Here is a 21,852-nt window from a genome sequence, read left to right as displayed (position 1 = left end):
CCGGAGGTATTCAGCGGCCGGTCAGTACCTGCGCTCCTGCTTCTGCTTGCACTCCACGCACAGGGTGGCCCGCGGGAAGGCCTGCATGCGTGCCTTGCCGATGGGGTTGCCGCAGTTCTCGCACAGTCCGTAGGTGCCGGTTTCGAGTCGCTCCAGGGCGCGCTCGGTCTGGAGGAGCATCTCGCGCGCGTTGGCCGCCAGGGCAAGCTCGTGCTCGCGCGTGATGTTCTTCGTGCCGGTGTCGGCCTGGTCGTCGCCCGCGCCGTCCCCGGAGTCCCGCATCAGACCGGCGAGCGACCGCTCCGACGAGGTGATCTCCTCACGGAGCCGCGTCTCCTCCGACATCAGCTCGGCGCGCGCCTCGTCGACCTCCTCCGCCGTCCAGGGGTCCTCACCAGGACGTACCGCGAGCTCACCGGGCTCCGCCGCGCCCCGCGCCTTCGGAACCGCGGTCTTGGCGGCCGTGGCCGCGCCAGGAGTCTTCTTCGCACCCACCGTCGTCGCTCCCGTCTGCTGCGCGGCCTCGGCCGCACCCGCCTTCTCGGCCGGGCTGCGCCCGGCCTTGTCCTGTGTGACCGCGCCGGTCCGGGCAGTGCCCTTCCCCGTCGCGCCCTTCGTGGTGGTGCTCCTGCCTCCGGCGCGCGCGCCCTCGGCCTTGAGGCCCTTCTCCGCGGCGACGGCCTTGGTGGCCTTCGCCCGCTTGACGGCGGCCTTCTTCTCCGCCGTCTTCTCCGCCTTCTTCCTGGCCGGGGCCTCTTCGGCCGGGGCCTTCGCGACCGCCGCGGTCTTGGCCGCCGTCTTCCTGGCCGGGGCCTTCGTACCCGCCGCGGTCGCGGCCGCCGCCTTCGTGCCTGCCCTCTTCGTGACCCCCGCCCCTTTCGCCGCCGCCCCCTTGGCAGCCGTCCCCTTCCCGGCGGTCGCCTTCCCGGTCGTCGCCTTCCCGGTCGTCGCCTTCCCGGTCGTCGCCTTCCGGGCGGTCGCCTTCCCGGGCGTCGCCTTCCTGGTTGCCGCCTTACCTGCCGCGGCCCTCTTCGCCGGCGTCTTTCCAGCCGCCGTCTCCCCGGCCGGGCCCTTGACGGCGGCCTTCGCGCTCGCCACCTTCTTGGCCACGGCTCTCTCGGCCACGGCGTTCGCGCCCGTCACCTTCTCGACCGCCGCCTTCGTCTTCGTGACAGCCGCCTTCGTCCCCCCGGTCGCCTTCCCGGCCGCACCCTTCACGGCCCGCTCCGCCGAGCCCCGCTGCGTGGTCTTCTTCCCACTCAGGTCCTTGGCCGCACCGCCGGAGGCCTCCACGGACCTGCCGGAGGCCGACTGCTGTACGGCGGTCTTCTTCGCCACCATGGCCGCGGCCCCTTCACATATTGTGATCTTGCTCGCGAAATCGTGCTGGGACGATAAATCGACTTGAGTCCCGCGGCAACGGGGCACACCGCCCGATTCGCCCGCCTCGCGCACGTCACGCGGGGAACCTGCATCCGTTGTGCCCAGCTCCCCGCCCGGTAATCCGCCGGGCGGGACCTCCCAGGATCCGAACACCTATACCTCGCCATTCGGGTCATCAAACCCATAAACACACACAACGCCGCCCCCTCACCACATCCCATCGATCCCTCTGCTCCCAGCAGCCCCGAAAACCGGTCGGCCGCTGTCCGCACGGCGCCGTACACTGGGCGGAGCGAAAAGCGTGGATGGGGACGAGTAGCGGCGTACGCAGCCCAGAGCGACCCGGGGACGGTGGGAGCCCGGGGGCGAGCGCGACGTGAACATCACCCCGGAGCCGCCGGAAGAAAGCCTTGGCCAGTGGGTTCCGCCAACGGGCCGAGAAGGTCAGTAGAACCGGCATCGCGACCCCAATGAGGGGGCTCACCGACGCACACCCCGCGTCGGAGGGCCAAGGAGGGTGGTACCGCGGGAGCGCGCCGAAGTCGGCGCAGGCACAGACACAGCTCTCGTCCCTCCGGACGGAAGGCAGCAAGTCCGCCGGAGGAAGCCCGCTGATGACATCGCCGACGTACCGCCAGGTGCCCGCCCAGGTCGACCTGCCCGCCCTGGAGCACGCCGTGCTCGACTTCTGGCACGAGCAGAAGATCTTCGCAAAGAGCCTGGAACAGTCCGAGGGCCGCCCCGAGTGGGTGTTCTACGAGGGCCCGCCCACCGCCAACGGCATGCCCGGCGCCCACCACATCGAGGCCCGCGTCTTCAAGGACGTCTTCCCGCGCTTCCGCACCATGCGCGGCTACCACGTGGCCCGCAAGGCCGGCTGGGACTGCCACGGCCTCCCGGTGGAACTCGCCGTGGAGAAGGAGCTCGGCTTCTCCGGCAAGAAGGACATCGAGGCCTACGGCATCGCGGAGTTCAACGCGAAGTGCCGCGAGTCGGTGACCCGGCACACGGACGCCTTCGAGGCGCTCACCACCCGCATGGGCTACTGGACCGACCTCACCGACCCCTACCGCACCATGGACCCCGAGTACATCGAGTCCGTGTGGTGGTCGCTCAAGGAGATCTTCGGCAAGGGCCTGCTGGCCCAGGACCACCGCGTCGCCCCCTGGTGCCCCCGCTGCGGCACGGGCCTGTCGGACCACGAGCTGGCGCAGGGCTACGAGACGGTCGTCGACCCGTCGGTCTACGTGCGCTTCCCGCTCACCTCCGGCCCGCTGGCCGGCGAGGCCGCGCTCCTGGTCTGGACGACCACGCCCTGGACCCTCGTCTCCAACACGGCGGTCGCCGCCCACCCCGAGGTCACCTACGTCGTCGCCACCGACGGCGAGGAGAAGGTCGTCGTCGCCGAGCCGCTCGTCGCCAAGGCCCTCGGCGAGGGCTGGGAGCCCACCGGCCGGACCTTCACAGGTGCCGAGATGGAGCGCTGGACCTACCAGCGGCCGTTCGAGCTCGTGGAGTTCCCGAGCGCCGGCGAGGGACCCGACGGGCACAGCTCCGAGACCGCGCACTTCGTCGTCAACGCCGAGTACGTCACGACCGAGGACGGCACGGGTCTGGTCCACCAGTCCCCCGCCTTCGGTGAGGACGACCTCAAGGTCTGCCGCTCCTACGGCCTGCCGGTCGTGAACCCGGTCCGCCCGGACGGCACCTTCGAGGAGGACGTCCCCCTGGTCGGCGGCGTCTTCTTCAAGAAGGCCGACGAGAAGCTCACCGCCGATCTCGACGAGCGCGGCCTGCTCTTCCGGCACATCCCGTACGAGCACAGCTACCCGCACTGCTGGCGCTGCCACACCGCGCTGCTCTACTACGCGCAGCCCTCCTGGTACATCCGCACCACGGCCCTCAAGGACCGTCTCCTGACGGAGAACGAGAACACGAACTGGTTCCCGGACACGGTCAAGCACGGCCGGTACGGCGACTGGCTGAACAACAACATCGACTGGGCGCTGTCCCGCAACCGCTACTGGGGCACCCCGCTGCCGATCTGGCGCTGCGCGGACGACCACCTCACCTGCGTCGGCTCCCTCGCCGAACTCACCGAGCTGACCGGCACCGACCAGTCGGGCCTGGACCCGCACCGCCCGTTCATCGACGAGGTCACCTTCCCCTGCCCGCAGGACGGCTGCGGCGCCACGGCCACGCGCGTGCCCGAGGTCATCGACGCCTGGTACGACTCCGGCTCGATGCCGTTCGCGCAGTGGGGCTACCCGTACAAGAACAAGGAGCTGTTCGAGGCCCGCTACCCGGCGCAGTTCATCTGCGAGGCCATCGACCAGACCCGCGGCTGGTTCTACACGCTGATGGCCGTCGGCACGCTGGTCTTCGACAAGTCGTCGTACGAGAACGTCGTCTGCCTCGGCCACATCCTCGCCGAGGACGGCCGCAAGATGTCCAAGCACCTGGGCAACACCCTGGAGCCGATCCCCCTCATGGACCGGCACGGCGCGGACGCGGTGCGCTGGTTCATGGCGGCCGGCGGTTCCCCGTGGGCGGCCCGCCGCGTCGGCCACGGCACCATCCAGGAGGTCGTCCGCAAGACGCTCCTCACGTACTGGAACACGGTCGCCTTCCAGGCCCTGTACGCCCGTACGTCCGGCTGGGCCCCGTCCGCGGCCGACCCCGCCCCGGCCGACCGCCCGGTCCTGGACCGCTGGCTGCTGTCCGAACTGCACGCGCTCAACGACCAGGTCACCCAGTCCCTGGACGCCTACGACACCCAGCGCGCCGGCAAGCTGCTGTCCGCGTTCGTCGACGACCTGTCGAACTGGTACGTGCGCCGCTCGCGCCGCCGCTTCTGGCAGGGCGACAAGGCGGCCCTGCGCACCCTGCACGAGGTCGTCGAGACGGTCACGCAGCTGATGGCCCCGCTGACTCCGTTCATCACCGAGCGGGTCTGGCAGGACCTGATCGTCCCGGTCACCCCGGGCGCCCCGGAGTCGGTCCACCTGACCTCCTGGCCCGAGGCGGACCTCTCCGCCATCGACCCGGAGCTGTCGAAGCAGATGGTGCTGGTGCGCCGCCTGGTGGAGCTCGGCCGGGCCACGCGCGCGGAGTCGGGCGTCAAGACGCGTCAGCCGCTCTCCCGCGCGCTGATTGCGGCGACGGGCTTCGACGCACTCGACTCCGAACTGCGCGCGCAGATCACGGAGGAGCTGAACGTCGAGTCGCTGGCGACACTGAGCGAGGTCGGCGGCTCCCTGGTCGACACCACCGCGAAGGCCAACTTCCGCGCGCTGGGCAAGCGTTTCGGCAAGCGGGTCCAGGACGTGGCGAAGGCCGTCGCGAACGCGGACGCGGCCGCCCTGTCCCTGGCGCTGCGCGAGGGCACCGCGTCGGTCGAGGTCGACGGCGAGACCATCACGCTGGCTCCCGACGAGGTGATCATCACGGAGACGCCGCGCGAGGGCTGGTCGGTGGCGTCGGACTCCGGCGCGACGGTGGCCCTGGACCTGGAGATCACGGAGGAGCTGCGCCGCGCGGGGCTCGCCCGTGACGCCATCCGCCTGATCCAGGAGGCCCGCAAGAACAGCGGCCTCGACGTGGCCGACCGCATCGCACTGCGCTGGACGGCCACCGACCCGTCCGTCGCCGAGGCCCTGACCGAGCACGCCGGCCTGATCGCCGACGAGGTCCTGGCGACGGACTTCGCCCGGGGCGAGGCGGACGGCGCGTACGGAGCGCCGTTCACCGACGAGGGGCTGTCCCTGACGTTCCGCCTGCGCAAGGCGTAACCCACAGGCCGATCGGCCCCAAGGCCCGGACTCGCCAAAGATCTTGGCGGGTCCGGGCCTTCGGCGTTGCGTACGCACGAACGCGAGTGCGCCGGCACGAACGCCCACGGCAAAGGGCGAGGCCCCGGGTCCTGGACCCGGGGCCTCGCCCTGAACGCTGCCGACCTCTACGCCGTACTACTGGCCATCAGGCCGTCAGTTGTCGTCCTCGTCGATCAGGAAGCCTCGCATGGGCGAGGGCGCCTGACCCATCGGCGAGGGGCCCTGCGGACGCACCGGCGCCATCGGCTGGGTCATCGCCGGCGACATCTGCTGCTGACCGCCGTAGGACGGAGCGGACGGCGAGGGAGCGCCGCCCATCCCCTGGTTGCCACCGCCGTAGGACGGGGCGCTCGCGCCGGCCGGAGCCATGGAAGGCGCCGGGGACGGCGGGAGCGAGGCGGTCGCCGGAGTACGCGGCGGGGCCAGCGAGTCGTCGGCCTGGGTCTCCAGCTGACGCAGCTGCGACTCCAGGTACGACTTCAGGCGCGTGCGGTACTCGCGCTCGAAGCCGCGCAGGTCCTCGACCTTGCGCTCCAGCGTGGCGCGGGCGGACTCCAGGGAGCCCATCGCGACGCGGTGCTTCTCCTGCGCGTCCCGCTCCAGGGCGTCGGCCTTGGCACGGGCGTCACGCTCAAGACCCTCGGCACGCGAACGCGCCTCGCCGACGATCTTGTTGGCTTCGGAACGGGCCTCGGCGATCGCCTGGTCGGCGGTCTGCTGGGCCAGCGAGAGGACACGGGCGGCGCTGTCGCCACCGGGGCCTCCCTGACCGGGGCCGCCCATCGGACCGCCCATGGGGCCGCCCATCGGACCACCCATCTGCTGCTGCATCGGGGGCTGACCCATCGGGCCGGGACCGCCCGGACCCTGGCCCATCGGACCGGGACCCTGCGGACCACCCTGACCGCCGGGACCGGCGGGCAGCTGCGGGGCACCGCTCGGCAGCTGGGGCGGACCACCCATGGGGCCACCCATCTGCTGCTGCGGCGGGCCCGATATGCCGGCGGGGACAGGACCCCCGGGACCGCGCATGCCCTGCTGCTGTGGCTGCTGGTCCTGCTGCTCCGGAGGCTTGCGCATGTTCTGCTGGTTCTGGGCAGCAGCACGCGTCGCCGCGGCCAGTTTGGCGCGCAGGTCCTCGTTCTCGCGAAGCAGCCGGGTCAGTTCGGCTTCGACCTCGTCGAGGAAGGCATCGACCTCGTCCTCGTCATAGCCTTCTCGGAGGCGGACGGTCGTGAACTGCTTGTTCCGCACGTCCTCGGGGGTCAACGGCATCTCTTCACCTCAACGTAGTCGTCGGCATTCGGCAAGACCGTAGTTCACATCGCTCACAGCCGGCTCACGATCGAGATCAGGATGTAGACGATGATCATCAGAACGAAGAAGGACAGGTCGAGCGCCACGCCCCCGAGACGCAGCGGCGGGATGACCCGCCGCAGAAGCTTGAGCGGTGGATCCGTGACAGTGTAGGTGGCCTCCAGAACGACCACCATCGCCTTGCCGGGTTGCCATGAGCGGGCGAACTGGAACACGTAGTCCATGACCAGCCGGAAGATGAGCACGATGAGGAAGCACATCAGCGCGATGTAGACGACATCCAGGACCACGCTCATGACCTCTTGCTTCCCTCTCCCCTGCGCCCTGCTCGGTACTGCTGTTTCCGATGGTGTGTCTCAGCTCTGGTTGAAGAACCCGCCCTCTGCGATGCGGGCCTTGTCCTCCGCCGTGACATCGACGTTAGCAGGCGACAACAGGAACACCTTCTGCGTCACCCTCTCGATACTGCCGTGAAGACCAAACACCAAACCTGCCGCAAAGTCGACAAGTCGCTTCGCATCTGTGTCGTCCATCTCAGTCAGATTCATGATCACCGGGGTGCCTTCACGGAAGTGTTCCCCGATGGTACGGGCCTCGTTGTATGTCCGCGGGTGAAGCGTGGTGATCCGGTAAGGCTCTCGCTCCGACACGACCTTGGGCATGATCACCGGTGCGTTCTTCTCCAGACTTGCGCGTTCTTGTGTGATGGATGCCACGGGCGCGATGCGCGCCGGGCGCCCGGATTCCGCGGGTAGCGAAGCGGAACGGGCGACCGGCTCCCGGGGTACGGACGGTTGTACGACTCGTACCTCTTCGTCCCTTTGGGGCTGATGTGAGATATGTGGCTGATGGGACTGCTCGTGCCTTCGGTGATCCCGCTCGGGTTCCGGGTCGAGTTCGGGTTCGAAGTCGTCGTCGGGGTCGAATCCGCGGCCGTCGTACCCATCGTCCTCCACGAGGCCGAGGTAGACCGCCATCTTGCGCATCGCGCCGGCCATGCTCTGAGTCCTCCGCTCTGTGGTGGATCGGCTGACGACTGCCAAGTGCCCGCGATCCACGTGGTCCTTAAATCCACCTTTCGGCGGCAATGACCATATTTTCTGCTGTGGTCCGACTTCCTGGCGACGTTACCGGAGGCTGGGGCGGACTCCGAGTACCGCGCTGCCGACGCGCACATGTGTCGCTCCGGCCGCCACAGCCTGTTCGAGGTCCGCACTCATCCCTGCCGAGACCATGGTGGCAGCCGGATGACTCCGGCGCAGGTCAGTCGACAAATCCATCAACCGCCCGAACGCCGCCTGTTCGCGTCCCGCATACTCCCCGCTGAGCGGTGCGACGGTCATCAGTCCGTCGAGCCGCAACCCCGGGGCCGCGGCCACCAGACCGGCCAACTCCTCGATTCCGCCGGGCGCCACGCCTCCCCGCTCACCCCGGGCGCTCTCGCCGGCGTCCAGTGCGACCTGGATGAGACACCCGAGTTCACGCCCGGCCCGCACGGCCTCCTTCGACAGAGCTGTGACGAGCTTGGAACGATCGACCGACTGCACGAAGTCCGCGTAACCAGCCACGGATCGCACCTTGTTGGTCTGAAGTTGACCGACGAAATGCCAAGTAAGGGGCAAATCCGCACAGGCCGCGGCCTTGGGGGCCGCGTCCTGGTCGCGGTTCTCGGCGACATGGCGGACGCCGAGTTCCGACAGGATCCGCACATCGCTCGCCGGGTAGGTCTTGGTGACCACGATCAGGGTCACCTCATCGCGCGCCCGCCCCGCGGCAGCGCACGCGTCGGCGATACGCCGCTCCACTTTCGCCAGATTCTTGGCGAGTTCGTCCTTACGGTCCGTCATGTCCCATCAGTCCAGCCAGACATAGCCCGCGAGCCGACCGGTGGTGCGGTCGCGGCGGTACGAGAAGTGATCAGCCGACTCCAGCGTGCACACCGGCGACTGCGCCCGGTCACGCACCCCGAGCCGCTGGAGCTGGGCGTGCACTCCGGCGCTCACGTCGACCGCCGGAGTGCCCCAACCGGTCTCGGCGTACGCCGCCGGCTCGATGGCGGACACCTCGGCGCGCATCGCCTCGGGCACCTCGTAGCACCGGCCACAGACGGCGGGGCCGGTGCGGGCGACGATCCGGGAGGGCTCGGCGCCCAGCTCCGTCATCGCGCGTAGCGCGGCCGGGACGACCCCGGCGATCATGCCGGGCCGGCCCGCGTGGGCCGCGGCCGCGACCCCGGCCACGGGGTCGGCGAGCAGTACCGGCACGCAGTCGGCGGTGAGTACGGCGAGGGCGAGACCCCGCCGGGCGGTGACGACGGCGTCGACCGACGGGATCTCGGAAGATCCCCACGGTCCGTCCACCACCGCCACGTCGGCCCCGTGCACCTGGTTCATCCAGACCACCCGGTCCGGATCGGTGCCCAGCGCCTTGGCCGCCAGTTCGCGGTTGGTGCGTACGGCGTCGGGATCGTCCCCCACCGCTCCGCCGAGGTTGAGCTCCTCATACGGAGCGGCGCTCACCCCGCCCCACCGGTCGGTGAAGCCGAAGTGCGCGCCGCTCACGCTTTCGCGCTGTCCTATCACGTCAGGAGAATCACTTAAGGAAGTCCGGTACGTCCAGTTCCTCGGCCGCGCTGTCCGAGTAGGTCCGCGGCGCCGGCGGCACCGGCGGGGCGACCGGGATGTCGCTGACCGGCTCCGGAGCGGGCTCCGGGTCCTCCTTCGGGGTCACGCTGCCGAGCGATCCGAAGGACGGGCGGCTCTCGGTCTGCCGTGCCGGGGCCGGCTCCTCGCGCTTGGCGGAGGACGAACCGAGGACGTTGTCCCGCTTGGCGGGCGGCTGGCCACCGTCGAAGCCGGCCGCGATCACGGTGACCCTGACCTCGTCGCCGAGGGCGTCGTCGATCACCGCGCCGAAGATGATGTTGGCCTCGGGGTGGGCGGCCTCGCTCACCAGCTGGGCGGCCTCGTTGATCTCGAACAGACCGAGGTCCGAGCCACCGGAGATGGAGAGCAGCACGCCCCGGGCGCCGTCGATGGACGCCTCCAGCAGCGGCGAGGAGATCGCCATCTCGGCCGCGGCCACCGCGCGGTCGTCGCCGCGGGCCGAGCCGATGCCCATGAGGGCCGAGCCGGCCTCGGACATGACCGACTTGACGTCGGCGAAGTCGAGGTTGATGAGACCGGGGGTGGTGATGAGGTCGGTGATGCCCTGGACACCGGAGAGGAGGACCTGGTCGGCCGACTTGAAGGCGTCGAGCACCGAGACCTGGCGGTCCGAGATGGACAGCAGCCGGTCGTTCGGGATGACGATGAGGGTGTCGACCTCGTCGCGGAGTTCGGCGATGCCGTCCTCGGCCTGGTTGGCGCGGCGCCGTCCCTCGAAGGTGAACGGACGCGTGACCACACCGATGGTGAGGGCACCGAGCGAGCGGGCGATGTTGGCCACGACGGGCGCGCCGCCGGTGCCGGTGCCGCCGCCTTCACCGGCTGTCACGAAGACCATGTCGGCCCCCTTGAGGACCTCCTCGATCTCCTCGCGGTGGTCCTCGGCGGCCTTGCGGCCCACGGCCGGGTTGGCTCCGGCGCCGAGTCCGCGGGTGAGTTCACGGCCGACGTCCAGCTTGACGTCGGCGTCGCTCATCAACAGAGCTTGCGCGTCGGTGTTGATGGCGATGAACTCGACGCCCTTGAGACCGACCTCGATCATCCGGTTGATGGCATTGACACCACCGCCGCCGACACCGATGACTTTGATGACTGCGAGGTAGTTCTGCGGTGCTGCCACGTCGAAGGCCTCTCGCCTCGAGTTACGTGTCGCCGGATCACCGTGGCGCGCTGCGCCCCGTGACCCGACGACTGATGCCGAATGGGACGGTCCGTATCGCCGACCCGAACCCTAACCCTGAAGTTTAGGGTTACCAGTGTGTCTGTTCCTTGGAGTCTTCTGAACAGGACACTAAGTCGACAAGTGGCGCGCGTTCAACGAACACGCCGAACCTCCCGTTTTTCTTTTCACCCTATGTGATCAGCCGTAGCACTGCCCAACCAGGGTGCTGGCCTGCGCTGATGTGCGTCAACTCCCCGATGACGCGGGCGCGGTGGGAACACTCACGTCGAAGTGCCGTGCGCCGGGCGTTGCTTTCATCAGGGCGGTGAGCGCACGGCCCTTCGCGGCACCCTTCTCGCTGCTTCCCCAGGTGACCGTACGGCCATCCCTCAACTCCAGCGAGATGCCGTCGTAGGACCGGACCTTGACGGCCCGTGTCCCGCGTGCGACGACGACCGGAACCGCCCGGGCGACGCCCACCGCCTCGCGCACCAGCCGGGACTCGTCGAAGCGGCGCAGGCTGGCGGCGGCAGAGCCGGACCGGGAGAGCGTCAATTCCAGCGCGGGCACGCCTTTCGGCGCCTCAGGAACCGTGGCGAAACGGACACCTTCGTCGTCCACTTCGACGAACTTTCCGCCCTTTTGGACAAAGAGAACCGGAGTCCGCTCGACCACTTTCAGCCCGATTCCATGGGGCCAGGAACGGACCACGTCAACCGAGTCGATTCGGGGCAATTTCCGGCGCAGTCGGGTCTCGATCGCATCCGTGTCGACGGAAATCAGCGGCTCGCCGAGGGGAACGTCGGCGGCCGCCTTGATCTGAGCCGGCGTCAGGACTCGTGCCCCCGACACGGAGACGGTCTCGGCGCGCAGCCACGCGGAGCCGTAGAAGAGCCAGAGCGCCGGGAAGCCGAGGAAGACCAGAACGAGGCCCAGGATGACGATCACACGAAGCCGGGCCCGCCTCGACCGCAGACGGAGCGGCGGGCCGGACGACTGCTGCTTGCGTTCACCGCGCTCGGCGGTGGTCGATCCGGCCACGCTCCCCTGCCTTCCGTCATACAGTCCTAACGATGTGCACGACTGGCGGCGATCGCCTCGTACACCATGCCGACGAGCAGGTCGTCGGCGTCCCGGCGGCCGAACTCGGCGGCGGCGCGGGACATCTGGTACAGCCGGTGCGGGTCGGCGAGCACGGGCAGGACGTTCTGCTGGACCCACTCGGGGGTCAGCTCCGCGTCGTCGACCAGCAGACCGCCACCGGCCTTGACCACCGGCTGGGCGTTGAGCCGCTGTTCGCCGTTGCCGATGGGCAGCGGGACGTAGGCGGCCGGCAGCCCGACGGCGGAGAGCTCGGCTACGGTCATCGCGCCCGCGCGGCAGAGCATCATGTCGGCCGCGGCGTACGCGAGGTCCATCCGGTCCAGGTAACTTACCGGGATGTAAGGGGGCATTCCCGGCATCTGGTGCACCTGCGGCAGTTCGTTCTTCGGACCGACCGCGTGCAGGATCTGGATTCCGGCCTGCTGGAGCCACGGAGCGACCGTCTGCACGACCTCGTTGAGCCGGCGGGCGCCCTGGGAGCCGCCGGAGACGAGCAGCGTGGGCAGGTTCGGGTCGAGCCCGAACGCGGCCCGGGCCTCGGGGCGTACGGCGGCCCGGTCCAGGGTGGCGATGGAGCGGCGCAGCGGGATGCCGATGTAGCGGGCGCCCCGCAGCTTGCTGTCCGGCGTGGAGACGGCGACCTGGCTTGCGTAGCGCGAGCCGATCTTGTTGGCCAGCCCCGGGCGGGCGTTGGCCTCATGGATCACGATCGGCACCCCGAGGCGCTTGGCCGCGAGGTAGCCGGGCAGGGCGACATAGCCGCCGAAGCCGACCACGGCGTCCGCCTTGGTGCGCTCCAGGATCTGCTCCGTCGCCTTGATCGTGCCGCGCAACCGTCCCGGGACGGTGATCAGCTCGGGGGTGGGCTTGCGTGGCAGCGGCACGGCGGGGATCAGCGCGAGTTCGTACCCACGCTCGGGTACGAGACGTGTCTCGAGGCCTCGCTCCGTGCCCAGGGCCGTGATGCCCACGCTCGGATCCTGCCTGCGCAGGGCGTCCGCGAGGGCGAGCGCGGGCTCGATGTGGCCCGCGGTTCCCCCGCCGGCGAGTACGACATGCACCGAAATTCACCGCTCTCCGGACGAGCGCGCCGCCGAGGCACGCCGTCGCATCGTGTTCCATCTCCGGGGACTCCGTTTGGAACCGGTGCCCCCAGCCCCCCGCTTTCTACCAAAGCGAGGTTGCCGCATCGCAAGCGCCGCCCGCGCAGCGGGCTCGTCGCGTGCGAAGGCGATCAGCAGCCCGATGGCGAACATGGTCGGCAGCAGGGCGGAGCCTCCGTAGGAGAACAGCGGGAGGGGGACGCCAGCGATCGGCAGCAGACCGAGCACCGCACCGATGTTGATCACGGCCTGGGCCGTGATCCAGGTGGTCACACCTCCCGCGGCGTACCTGACGAAGGGGTCCTCCGTGCGTCCGGCCACGCGGATACCCGCATAGCCTAGAGCCGCGAAGAGAGCGAGTACCGACAGCGTCCCCGCCAGGCCCAGTTCCTCACCGGTGACGGCGAAGATGAAGTCGGTGTGGGCTTCGGGCAGTTGGCCCCATTTCTCCACACTCGCACCCAGCCCGGAGCCGAAGATTCCGCCGGAGGCGAGCGCGTAGATCCCGTGCACGGCCTGCCAGCAGTCGACGGGCCCGGACTGGGGCTCGGTGGCTCCGAGGCACTGCAGGCGGGCCATCCGGTTGGGGCTGGTCTTGATGAGGATCAGGCCGAGGACGGCCGCGACCGACAGCACTCCGGCGAACAGCCGGGTGGGCGCGCCCGCCAGCCAGAGGAGGCCGAACAGGATGGCCGTGAGGATGATCGCGGTGCCCATGTCGCCGCCGATCATGATCAGGCCGAGCAGCATGAAGGCGGCCGGCACCAGCGGCACGAGCATGTGCTTCCACTGCGTCAGCAGCCTCTTGTCCTGCTTGCGGGCCAGCAGGTCGGCGCCCCACAGGACGAGGGCGAGCTTGCCGAACTCGCTGGGCTGGATCTGGAACGAGCCGCCGACCGCGATCCAGTTCTGGTTGCCGTTGACGGACACTCCTATCCCCGGGATCTGTACGAGGGCCATCAGGAAGACGGCTCCCGCGAGGATCGGATAGGCCAGCGCCCGGTGCAGTTTCACCGGCATCCGTGAGGCCGCGAACAGCAGACCGGCGCCGATGACCGCCGCGAGGAGCTGCTTGCGGAAGAAGTACGAACCCGGCAGCGACATCTGCAGCGCGGTGATCTGTGAGGCCGAGTAGACCATCACCAGGCCCAGCACGGTGATCAGCAGGCTGCCACCGAAGATCAGGTAGTAAGCGGTCAGCGGCCGGTCCCAGCTCCTGCGCGCACGGTCGTAGAAGCCCAGGACCCCGTTCTGGCGCGGGAGCCGGGTCGCGGCGGGACGCCTGGGGGCGCGTGGGGCCGGAGGCCGTCCGGTACGGCTGGCGGGCACTCCGCTCACCCCGCCGGGCTCGGGGCGCAGGCGGGGAACTCAGAACAGGCCCTGACGTCCCCCGGCCGCTCGGGCACCAGCCACATCCGTGTCACGCGTCCCTCCCAGGTACGCCCGGCACCGCCGCCGGGCAAGGCGGACCCGGGTCAGCCCTCGCCGGAGCCGAGCTCACGAACGGCGTCCGCGAAAGCGTCCCCGCGCTTGTTGTAGTTGGCGAACATGTCCATGGAGGCGCAGGCCGGAGCCAGCAGCACCGTGTCACCGGTGCGGGCGAGGCCGCGCGCCTCCTGAACCGCCGCGCGCATCGCCCCAGTGTCGGTCCGGTCGAGGTCGACGACCGGTACTTCCGGGGCGTGTCGCGCCAGGGCTTCACGGATGAGCTCGCGGTCCGCGCCGATCAGCACGGCCCCGCGCAGCCGCTTCGCCGACTTGGCGACCAGCTCGTCGAAGGTCGCGCCCTTCGCCAGCCCGCCCGCGATCCACACGATCGACTCGTACGCCGCCAACGAGGCTTCGGCCGCATGCGTGTTGGTGGCCTTGGAGTCGTCGACGTAGGCGACCCCGTCCACGTCCGCCACGTGCGCGATGCGGTGGGCGTCCGGGGTGAAGGCCCGCAGGCCGTCCCGTACGGCCTTGGCGGGCACACCGTAGGCGCGGGCGAGGGCCGCCGCCGCGAGGGCGTTGGCGATGTTGTGCGGGGCCGGCGGGTTGACGTCGGAGACCTCGGCGAGCTCCTGGGCGTTCTTCTGCCGGTTCTCGACGAAGGCCCGGTCGACCAGGATGCCCTCGACGACGCCGAGTTGGGAGGGCCCGGGCGTGCCCAGGGTGAAGCCGATGGCCCGGCAGCCCTCCTCGACGTCGGCCTCGCGCACCAGGTCCTCGGTGGCCCGGTCGGCGGCGTTGTACACGCAGGCGACGCGATTTCCCTCGTAGACGCGGCCCTTGTCGGCGGCGTAGGCCTCCATGGAGCCGTGCCAGTCGAGGTGGTCGGGGGCGAGGTTGAGCACGGCGGCCGAGTGGGCGCGCAGGGACGGCGCCCAGTGCAGCTGGTAGCTGGACAGCTCCACGGCCAGGACGTCGTAGCGCTCTTCGCCGAGCACCGCGTCCAGCAGGGAGACGCCGATGTTGCCGACGGCGGCCGTGCGCAGGCCCGCCGCCGTCAGGATGGACGCCAGCATCTGGACGGTGGTGGTCTTGCCGTTGGTGCCCGTGACGGCCAGCCAGGGCGCGGCGTCGGGGCCGCGCAGGCGCCAGGCCAGTTCGACGTCGCCCCAGACCTCGACCCCGGCCTTCTCCGCCGCAGCGAACAGCGGCTTGTCCGGCTTCCAGCCGGGCGCAGTCACGATCAGCTCGGTGCCCTCCGGCAGGGTGTCGCCGTCGCCCAGGCGCACGGTGACCCCCAGGGCCTGAAGCTCCGCGGCCTGGGTCCGCGCCCGCTCGTCGTCGCCGTCGTTGACGACGGTGACCCGCGCGCCGAGTCCGCGCAGCACCTTGGCCGCCGGGACGCCGGAGACGCCGAGCCCGGCGACGGTGACGTGCTTGCCCTGCCAGTTGATCACTTGTCCGCTGCCCATCCCGCATAGAAGAGGCCAAGTCCGACAATCACACAGATGCCCTGGATGATCCAGAAGCGGACCACCACAAGGACCTCGGACCAGCCCTTGAGTTCGAAGTGGTGCTGGAGTGGCGCCATCCGGAAGACCCGCTTGCCGGTCAGGCGGAAGGAACCGACCTGGATCACCACGGACATGGTGATCAGGACGAACAGGCCGCCGAGGATGGCGAGCAGCAGCTCGGTGCGGGAGCAGATCGCGAGGCCCGCGAGCACACCGCCGAGCGCCAGCGAACCGGTGTCACCCATGAAGATCTTGGCCGGCGACGTGTTCCACCACAGGAAGCCCAGGCAGGCGCCCATCAGCGCGGACGCGACCACCGCCAGGTCGAGCGGGTCCCGCACCTCAAAACACGCACCCGGGTTGGTCAGCGTCTTCGCGTTGGCGCAGGACTCCTGGAACTGCCAGACGCCGATGAAGGTGTAGGCGCCGAAGACCAGTACCGAGGCGCCGGTGGCGAGACCGTCCAGACCGTCGGTCAGGTTCACGCCGTTCGACATCGCGAGGATCATGAACAGCGCCCAGACCACGAACAGCACGGGCCCGATCGTCCAGCCGAAGTCCGTGATGAACGACAGCTTGGTGGAGGCCGGGGTGTTGCCGCGGTTGTCCGCGAACTGCAGCGAGAGCACCGCGAAGCTGATGCCGACGATCAGCTGGCCGGCCATCTTCGCCTTGGCCCGCAGGCCCAGCGAACGCCGCTTGACGATCTTGATGTAGTCGTCGAGGAAGCCGACCAGGCCCATGCCGACCATCAGGCCGAGCACCAGCAGACCCGAGAAGGTCGGCGCCGCGTCGGCCTCCGGGTCCAGATAGCCGGTGATCACCTTGGCCAGGAAGTACGCGGCGACCGTCGCCAGGATGAACGCGATACCGCCCATGGTCGGCGTACCGCGCTTGCTGGCGTGCTCGCGCGGCCCGTCGTCCCGGATGTACTGGCCGTAGCCCTTGCGCGCCAGCAGTTTGATCAGCAGCGGGGTGCCGACCAGGGTCAGGAAGAGACCAATGACTCCTGCGAACAGGATCTGCTTCATCATCGGGCGGAAACCTCACCCTCGGCACCGGACTCGAGCAGCGCCTGCGCCACGCTCTCGAGGCCGACCGAACGGGACGCCTTCACGAGTACGACGTCTCCCGGGCGCAACTCGCTGCGCAACAGGTCGACCGCCGCCTGTGCGTCGGACACGTGCACCGACTCCTCACCCCACGAACCCTCGTTATATGCGCCCAGTTGCAGCCAGGCGGCTTCCCTGCCACCGACCGCGACGAGCTTGCTGACGTTGAGCCGGACGGCGAGCCGTCCGACCGCGTCGTGCTCGGCGAGAGCCTCGTCCCCGAGCTCGGCCATCTGGCCGAGCACCGCCCACGTCCGCCGCCCCTTGCCGATCGCCACGAGCGCGCGCAGAGCGGCTCGCATGGACTCGGGGTTCGCGTTGTAGGCGTCGTTGACGACCGTCACGCCGTCCGGGCGCTCGGTGACCTCCATCCGCCAGCGGGAGAGGGAGCCCGCCTCGGAGAGCGCGACGGCGATCTCGTCAGCGGACATGCCCAACTCGTGGGCGACGGCGGCCGCGGCGAGCGCGTTCGACACGTGGTGCTCACCGTACAGGCGCATGGTCACATCGCTTGCACCGGAGGGTGTGTGAAGCCTGAACGAGGGCTGTCCGGTGTCCGTGAGTCGCACGTTCTCAGCGCGAACGTCCGCTTCGCCGGACTCTCCGAAAAAGACCACCTTCGCCTTCGTACGGGAGGCCATGGCCCGCACGTAGGGGTCGTCCGCGTTGAGGATCGCGGTGCCGCCGTCGGCCTCGGCGGGGAGGGACTCGACGAGTTCGCCCTTGGCCTGGGCGATCTGCTCGCGGCCGCCGAACTCGCCGATGTGGGCGCTGCCGACGTTCAGGACGAGACCGACCCTGGGGGGCGTCAGGTCGGTGAGGTAGCGGATGTGCCCGATGCCGCGGGCGCCCATCTCCAGGACGAGGAACCTCGTCTCCTCGGTGGCGCTGAGGGCGGTCAGCGGCAGCCCGATCTCGTTGTTGAGGGAGCCGGGCGTGAAGACCGTAGGCGCCTTGCGCTGGAGCACCTGCGCGATGAGGTCCTTGGTGCTGGTCTTGCCCGCCGAGCCGGTGAGGGCGACGAGGGTGGCGCCTAGGCGGCGTACGACGTGCCGGGCGAGGGCGCCGAGGGCGGCCTGGACGTCGTCCACGACGATCGCGGGCACGCCGACGGGGCGGGTGCCGAGTACGGCCACCGCTCCCGCCTCGACGACCGCCGCCGCGAAGTCGTGGCCGTCCACGCGCTCACCGGCGAAGGCCACGAACAGGCTGCCCGGCCCCGCCTCGCGGGAGTCCCGGACGACCGGGCCGGTGACCTGGACGGACGGGTCCGGTATGTCGTGCGTCTGCCCGCCGACGACTTCTGCGATCTCGGCGAGGGAGAGGGCGATCACAAGTTCATCCCCTGGATCATGCGGGATTTCATCCCTGGGTCTTCTGGATGGCTTCGCGAAGCACCTGGCGGTCGTCGAAGGGACGGACCACCCCGGCGATGTCCTGGCCCTGCTCGTGGCCCTTGCCCGCGACCAGGACGGTGTCGCCGGGCTCGGCGCGGGCGACGGCGGCCGCGATCGCGGCGGCCCGGTCCTCGAAGACGGCCACCTCGCCGCGCTCGTAGGCGGGCACCGAGGCCGCGCCCTGGAGCATCGTGGCGAGGATCGCGAGGGGGTCCTCGGAGCGGGGGTTGTCGGAGGTCAGTACGGCCGTGTCGGCGAGCCGGGCGGCGGCGGCGCCCATGGGCTCGCGCTTGGTCCTGTCGCGGTCGCCACCGCATCCGAGGACGATGTGCAGCTTGCCCTCGGTGACCTTGCGCAGGGCCCGCAGCACGGACTCGACGGCGTCGGTCTTGTGGGCGTAGTCGACGACCGCGAGGTACGGCTGTCCGGCGTCGACCCGCTCCAGGCGGCCCGGCACGCCGGGCACGGCGGCGACGCCGTCGGCGGCGGCCTGCGGGTCCAGCCCGGCGACGGCGAGGGCGACGATCGCGGCGAGGGTGTTGGCCACGTTGAAGGGGCCCGGCAGCGGCGACTTGGCGGCGATCCGCTCGCCCTTGGGGCCGATGACGGTGAACGTCGAGTCCAGCCGGCCGACCTGGACGTCCTCGGCGCGCCAGTCCGCGTCGGGGTGGCCCTCGGCGGAGTAGGTGACGACCGGGACGGTGGCCTCCTTGGCCAGCCTGCGCCCGTATTCGTCGTCGACGTTGACCACGCCGAGTTTGCCCCGTTTCGGGGTGAAGAGCTGCGCCTTCGCCTGGAAGTAGTCCTCCATGCCCGAGTGGAACTCCATGTGTTCCGGGCTGAGGTTGGTGAAGACGCCGATGTCGAAGACACAGCCGTCGACCCGGCCGAGGACCAGGGCGTGGCTGGAGACCTCCATCGCGACCGCGTCGACACCGCGTTCGCGCATGACGGCGAACAGGGCCTGCAGGTCGGTGGCTTCGGGGGTGGTGCGCTCGGACTTGATGCGCTCGTCGCCGATGCGCATCTCCACCGTGCCGATGAGGCCGGTGGACCGGACCGTCCTCAGGCCGCCCTCGACCAGGTAGGCGGTGGTGGTCTTGCCGGAGGTGCCGGTGATGCCGATCTGGAGCAGGTCCCGGCCGGGGTGGCCGTAGATCGTGGCGGCCAGCTCGCCCATCCGCCCGCGCGGATCGTCGACGACCAGTACCGGCAGCCCGGACGCGGCGGCGCGCTCGGCGCCGGTCGGGTCGGTGAGCACGGCGGCGGCGCCGAGGCCCGCGGCCTGGTTGACGAAGTCCGCGCCGTGCAGACGGGCGCCCGGGAGGGCGGCGTAGAGGTCGCCGGGACGGACGGCGCGCGAGTCATGGGTGATGCCCGTGACCTCGGCGTCGCTCTCCGGCGCGGTGGCACCCAGCTGACCGGCGAGTTCCGCGAGACGTGTGGCGGAGACGTGCACCGGCCTGGGCGGCCCGGGGTATGTCACGGGTTGGCCCTTCTGGGTGATTTGGGACTGATCAGCGTGTGGCACGGCGGTGAGCGTACCGGGCGTACCCGCCTCCGGGCGAAGTGAGGGGCCGGAGGCGCTCTGGTTCCCGGGGTCGGGGGTGATCGTTGTCACGAGGTGGTTCCTGGCTGGTTCCGTGCTGATCGGGGGGTGTGGCCGATCAGCGACTGAAGGTGACCGGCAGCTTCGCGGGCTTGGCCCCGGTCGGCGGGACCTGGAGGGACTTCAGTGCGAACTCCATGACCTGCTTGTATACGGGGCCGCAGATCTGGCCGCCGAAGTAGCTGCCGCTGGTGGCGTTCTGGATGGCGCAGTAGACGGTGATGCGTGGTTTGTCGGCGGGCGCGAACCCGGCGAACGACGACGTGTAGCCGTGGTACTTGCCGGTGGCCGGATCCACGCGGTTCGCCGTGCCCGTCTTGCCCGCGACGCGGTAGCCGGGGATGCGCGCCTTGGTTCCGGTGCCCTCCTCGTCGTCCACCACGGACTCCAGCATCCGGGCGAGGGTCTTCGCCGTCTTCGCGCTCACGACGCGCTTCGTCCCGGGCCTGGCGGCCGGGGTGAAGCGGCCGTCGGGCCCCCTGGTGCCGCGGACGAGCGTGGGTTCGACGCGGACGCCGCCGTTGGCGATGGTCGAGTACACGGACGCCGCCTGCATGGCGTTGATGGAGACGCCCTGGCCGAAAGGGATCGTGTACTGCTGCGAGGTCGACCACTTGTCGGGCGGGGCGAGGATGCCGTTGGTCTCGCCGGGGAAGCCGAGTCCGGTTTCGCTGCCGAGGCCGAACTCGCGCAGGTAGTGGTAGAGGACCTTGTTGGCCTGGGCCTGGGTCCTGCCCAGCTGGCCGGTGGCGAGGATGGTGCCGATGTTGCTGGACTTGGCGAGGACGCCGTTGAGGGTCAGGTACCAGGTCGGGTGGTCGATGTCGTCCTTGAAGAGCCGGTCGCCGCGGTGCAGCCGATTGGGCACGACGACGTGGGTCATCGGGGTGGCGGCGTTCTCCTCCAGCACGGCGGCCATCGACATGACCTTGGCGGTGGAGCCGGGTTCGAAGGCGTCCTGGACGGCGGCGTTGCCGAGGGCGGCCGGGTCGGCGTCGGACAGGTCGTTGGGGTCAAAACCGGGTGAGTTGGCCATGGCCAGGATCTCGCCGGTGCGGGTGTCCTGGACGATGACGTAGCCGCGGTCGGCCGCGGACTCCGTCACCTGGTCGGAGATGGCCTTCTGGGCGGCCCACTGGATGTCGCGGTCGATGGTGAGCTCGACGTCGCTGCCGGGCACGGCGGGTGTCTCGGTGGAGCCCGCGGTGGGGACGAGGCGGCCGCCCGACTGGGCGTAGCGGATCTTGCCGTCCTTGCCGGCGAGCTGCTTGTCCAGCTGCAGCTCGATGCCGCCACCGGGCTTGCCCTCGCCGTTGACCCAGCCCAGTATTCCGGCGGCGAGGTCGGCGTTGGGATACACGCGCTTGCTGGTGGCGACGGAGAAGACGCCCGAGAGAACATTGGGCGTGGACTTGTCCGTCTCCGCCTTCTTGGCGAGCGCGGACTTCAGGTCCTTGATCTGCTTCCACACCTGCGGGGTCTGGCGGGAGGCGAGTTTGACGTAACGCAGGGCCTCGTTCTTCGGGCGCAGCTTCTTGACCAGCGTCTCCTGGTCCTGGCCGAGGATCGGCGCGAGCAGCGCGGCCGCCTGCTCGGGCCCGTCGCCGATCTTCAGCTGGCCCGGAGCGAACATCGTGGGGTCGGCGGTGATGTCGTAGGCGTCCTCGCTGGTCGCCAGGGCCACACCGGACCGGTCGGTGATCTCGCCCCGGTCCGCGGCGAGCACCTGCCCGACGTAGCGGTTCTGCTCGGCCTTCGCGGCGTACGTGCTCGCGTCGACGGCCTGCACCTGGAAGAGCCGGACGACGAAGGCGATCAGCACCAGCGTCAGGGCGAGCCCGACCAGACGCAGCCGGGGCCGGGGGCTGGCCAGCCGGAGCGGCCGGGGCGCCCTGGGACGTCCCTGCGCCGGGCGCCGCGCGGGCCGGGCACCGGGTCCGGGCCGGCGCCTGGCGTCGGGGCGGACCGGCCTGGCGGGGCCGGGCACCCTGCGGCGTGGTGGTTCCCTGTCGGACACTTCCGTCACCTGCCGGGGGTCGGAGTCGGACCGGTCCGGGGGCCGGCGGACACGGTTTCGGGCGGACGCCGGCAGGGCCGGCACCGGGCCTCGCGGCCGGCGGTGCGGACCGGGGACGGCTCGGCGGGCCTCCCGGCCGCCCGGCCGAGGGTCCGGCCCGCCGCGGCCCCGGGAGCGGACGCCGCACCTGGGCCCGTCACACGG

16 protein-coding genes are annotated in these 21,852 nt (G+C 70.3%); 1 reads left to right on the top strand and 15 read right to left on the bottom strand.

Annotated elements, in window-relative coordinates; genetic code table 11:
- Positions 1-21: 21 nt before the first annotated feature.
- A complete protein-coding gene (locus tag IE212_RS31370; RefSeq protein WP_190201362.1) occupies positions 22-1,341 on the bottom strand; it encodes a TraR/DksA family transcriptional regulator in 1,320 nt (439 codons plus the stop codon).
- A gap of 656 nt (positions 1,342-1,997) precedes the next feature.
- Here IE212_RS31370 and ileS point away from each other — a divergent pair.
- Positions 1,998-5,174, top strand: coding sequence for an isoleucine--tRNA ligase (gene ileS, locus IE212_RS31365; protein WP_190201361.1), 3,177 nt, complete (start codon positions 1,998-2,000; stop codon positions 5,172-5,174).
- 195 nt (positions 5,175-5,369) lie between these two features.
- On the opposite strand, the gene IE212_RS31360 is transcribed toward ileS, so the two are convergent.
- The 14 genes from IE212_RS31360 to IE212_RS31295 form a co-directional block, all read right to left on the bottom strand.
- Positions 5,370-6,491, bottom strand: coding sequence for a DivIVA domain-containing protein (locus tag IE212_RS31360; RefSeq protein WP_190201360.1), 1,122 nt, complete (start codon positions 6,489-6,491; stop codon positions 5,370-5,372).
- A gap of 53 nt (positions 6,492-6,544) precedes the next feature.
- Complete coding sequence (locus tag IE212_RS31355; RefSeq protein ID WP_030248691.1) at positions 6,545-6,829, bottom strand: YggT family protein; 285 nt, start codon at positions 6,827-6,829, stop codon at positions 6,545-6,547.
- A gap of 60 nt (positions 6,830-6,889) precedes the next feature.
- The gene (locus IE212_RS31350) at positions 6,890-7,531 is read right to left on the bottom strand and encodes a cell division protein SepF (RefSeq protein WP_190201359.1); all 642 of its coding nucleotides are present in this window, start codon (positions 7,529-7,531) and stop codon (positions 6,890-6,892) included.
- Between the two features lie 129 nt (positions 7,532-7,660).
- Positions 7,661-8,380: a YggS family pyridoxal phosphate-dependent enzyme gene (locus IE212_RS31345; protein WP_190201358.1), complete on the bottom strand. Its 720-nt coding sequence runs from the start codon at positions 8,378-8,380 to the stop codon at positions 7,661-7,663.
- 6 nt (positions 8,381-8,386) lie between these two features.
- Positions 8,387-9,115, bottom strand: a complete 729-nt coding sequence (pgeF, locus tag IE212_RS31340; RefSeq protein ID WP_190201357.1) for a peptidoglycan editing factor PgeF — start codon at positions 9,113-9,115, stop codon at positions 8,387-8,389.
- Positions 9,116-9,125: 10 nt separating this feature from the next.
- Positions 9,126-10,319, bottom strand: coding sequence for a cell division protein FtsZ (gene ftsZ / locus IE212_RS31335; RefSeq protein ID WP_190201356.1), 1,194 nt, complete (start codon positions 10,317-10,319; stop codon positions 9,126-9,128).
- A gap of 288 nt (positions 10,320-10,607) precedes the next feature.
- A complete protein-coding gene (locus IE212_RS31330; protein ID WP_190201355.1) occupies positions 10,608-11,402 on the bottom strand; it encodes a cell division protein FtsQ/DivIB in 795 nt (264 codons plus the stop codon).
- Positions 11,403-11,428: 26 nt separating this feature from the next.
- The gene (gene murG, locus IE212_RS31325) at positions 11,429-12,526 is read right to left on the bottom strand and encodes an undecaprenyldiphospho-muramoylpentapeptide beta-N-acetylglucosaminyltransferase (RefSeq protein ID WP_190201354.1); all 1,098 of its coding nucleotides are present in this window, start codon (positions 12,524-12,526) and stop codon (positions 11,429-11,431) included.
- Positions 12,527-12,532: 6 nt separating this feature from the next.
- On the bottom strand, positions 12,533-13,897 hold the full coding sequence (gene ftsW / locus IE212_RS31320; RefSeq protein WP_190201353.1) for a putative lipid II flippase FtsW: 1,365 nt from the start codon (positions 13,895-13,897) through the stop codon (positions 12,533-12,535).
- Positions 13,898-14,043: 146 nt separating this feature from the next.
- Positions 14,044-15,471, bottom strand: a complete 1,428-nt coding sequence (gene murD / locus IE212_RS31315; RefSeq protein ID WP_190201352.1) for a UDP-N-acetylmuramoyl-L-alanine--D-glutamate ligase — start codon at positions 15,469-15,471, stop codon at positions 14,044-14,046.
- Entirely contained in the window at positions 15,453-16,544 is a 1,092-nt protein-coding gene (gene mraY / locus IE212_RS31310; protein ID WP_190201377.1) for a phospho-N-acetylmuramoyl-pentapeptide-transferase, read from the bottom strand. Before mraY ends, murD begins: the two co-directional genes overlap by 19 nt.
- Complete coding sequence (locus IE212_RS31305; protein WP_190201351.1) at positions 16,544-17,959, bottom strand: UDP-N-acetylmuramoyl-tripeptide--D-alanyl-D-alanine ligase; 1,416 nt, start codon at positions 17,957-17,959, stop codon at positions 16,544-16,546. The genes mraY and IE212_RS31305 overlap by 1 nt, the downstream gene beginning before the upstream one ends.
- Before the next feature lie 28 nt (positions 17,960-17,987).
- On the bottom strand, positions 17,988-19,508 hold the full coding sequence (locus IE212_RS31300; protein ID WP_190201350.1) for a UDP-N-acetylmuramoyl-L-alanyl-D-glutamate--2,6-diaminopimelate ligase: 1,521 nt from the start codon (positions 19,506-19,508) through the stop codon (positions 17,988-17,990).
- A 181-nt stretch (positions 19,509-19,689) separates the two neighbouring features.
- Entirely contained in the window at positions 19,690-21,648 is a 1,959-nt protein-coding gene (locus IE212_RS31295; RefSeq protein WP_308430261.1) for a peptidoglycan D,D-transpeptidase FtsI family protein, read from the bottom strand.
- Between the last annotated feature and the right edge of the window lie 204 nt (positions 21,649-21,852).

It is taken from the genome of Streptomyces djakartensis, from assembly GCF_014651075.1.
GTDB lineage: Bacteria > Actinomycetota > Actinomycetes > Streptomycetales > Streptomycetaceae > Streptomyces > Streptomyces djakartensis.
This window is presented reverse-complemented; position numbering and strand designations above follow the sequence as displayed.

Bases quoted from the DNA above. Each gene is read 5' to 3' on its own strand.
- murD (WP_190201352.1), bottom strand. From the start codon at position 15,471: ATGGGCAGCGGACAAGTGATCAACTGGCAGGGCAAGCACGTCACCGTC.
- IE212_RS31370 (WP_190201362.1), bottom strand. From the start codon at position 1,341: ATGGTGGCGAAGAAGACCGCCGTACAGCAGTCGGCCTCCGGCAGGTCC.
- mraY (WP_190201377.1), bottom strand. From the start codon at position 16,544: ATGAAGCAGATCCTGTTCGCAGGAGTCATTGGTCTCTTCCTGACCCTG.
- IE212_RS31355 (WP_030248691.1), bottom strand. From the start codon at position 6,829: ATGAGCGTGGTCCTGGATGTCGTCTACATCGCGCTGATGTGCTTCCTC.
- IE212_RS31350 (WP_190201359.1), bottom strand. From the start codon at position 7,531: ATGGCCGGCGCGATGCGCAAGATGGCGGTCTACCTCGGCCTCGTGGAG.
- IE212_RS31345 (WP_190201358.1), bottom strand. From the start codon at position 8,380: ATGACGGACCGTAAGGACGAACTCGCCAAGAATCTGGCGAAAGTGGAG.
- ileS (WP_190201361.1), top strand. From the start codon at position 1,998: ATGACATCGCCGACGTACCGCCAGGTGCCCGCCCAGGTCGACCTGCCC.
- IE212_RS31360 (WP_190201360.1), bottom strand. From the start codon at position 6,491: ATGCCGTTGACCCCCGAGGACGTGCGGAACAAGCAGTTCACGACCGTC.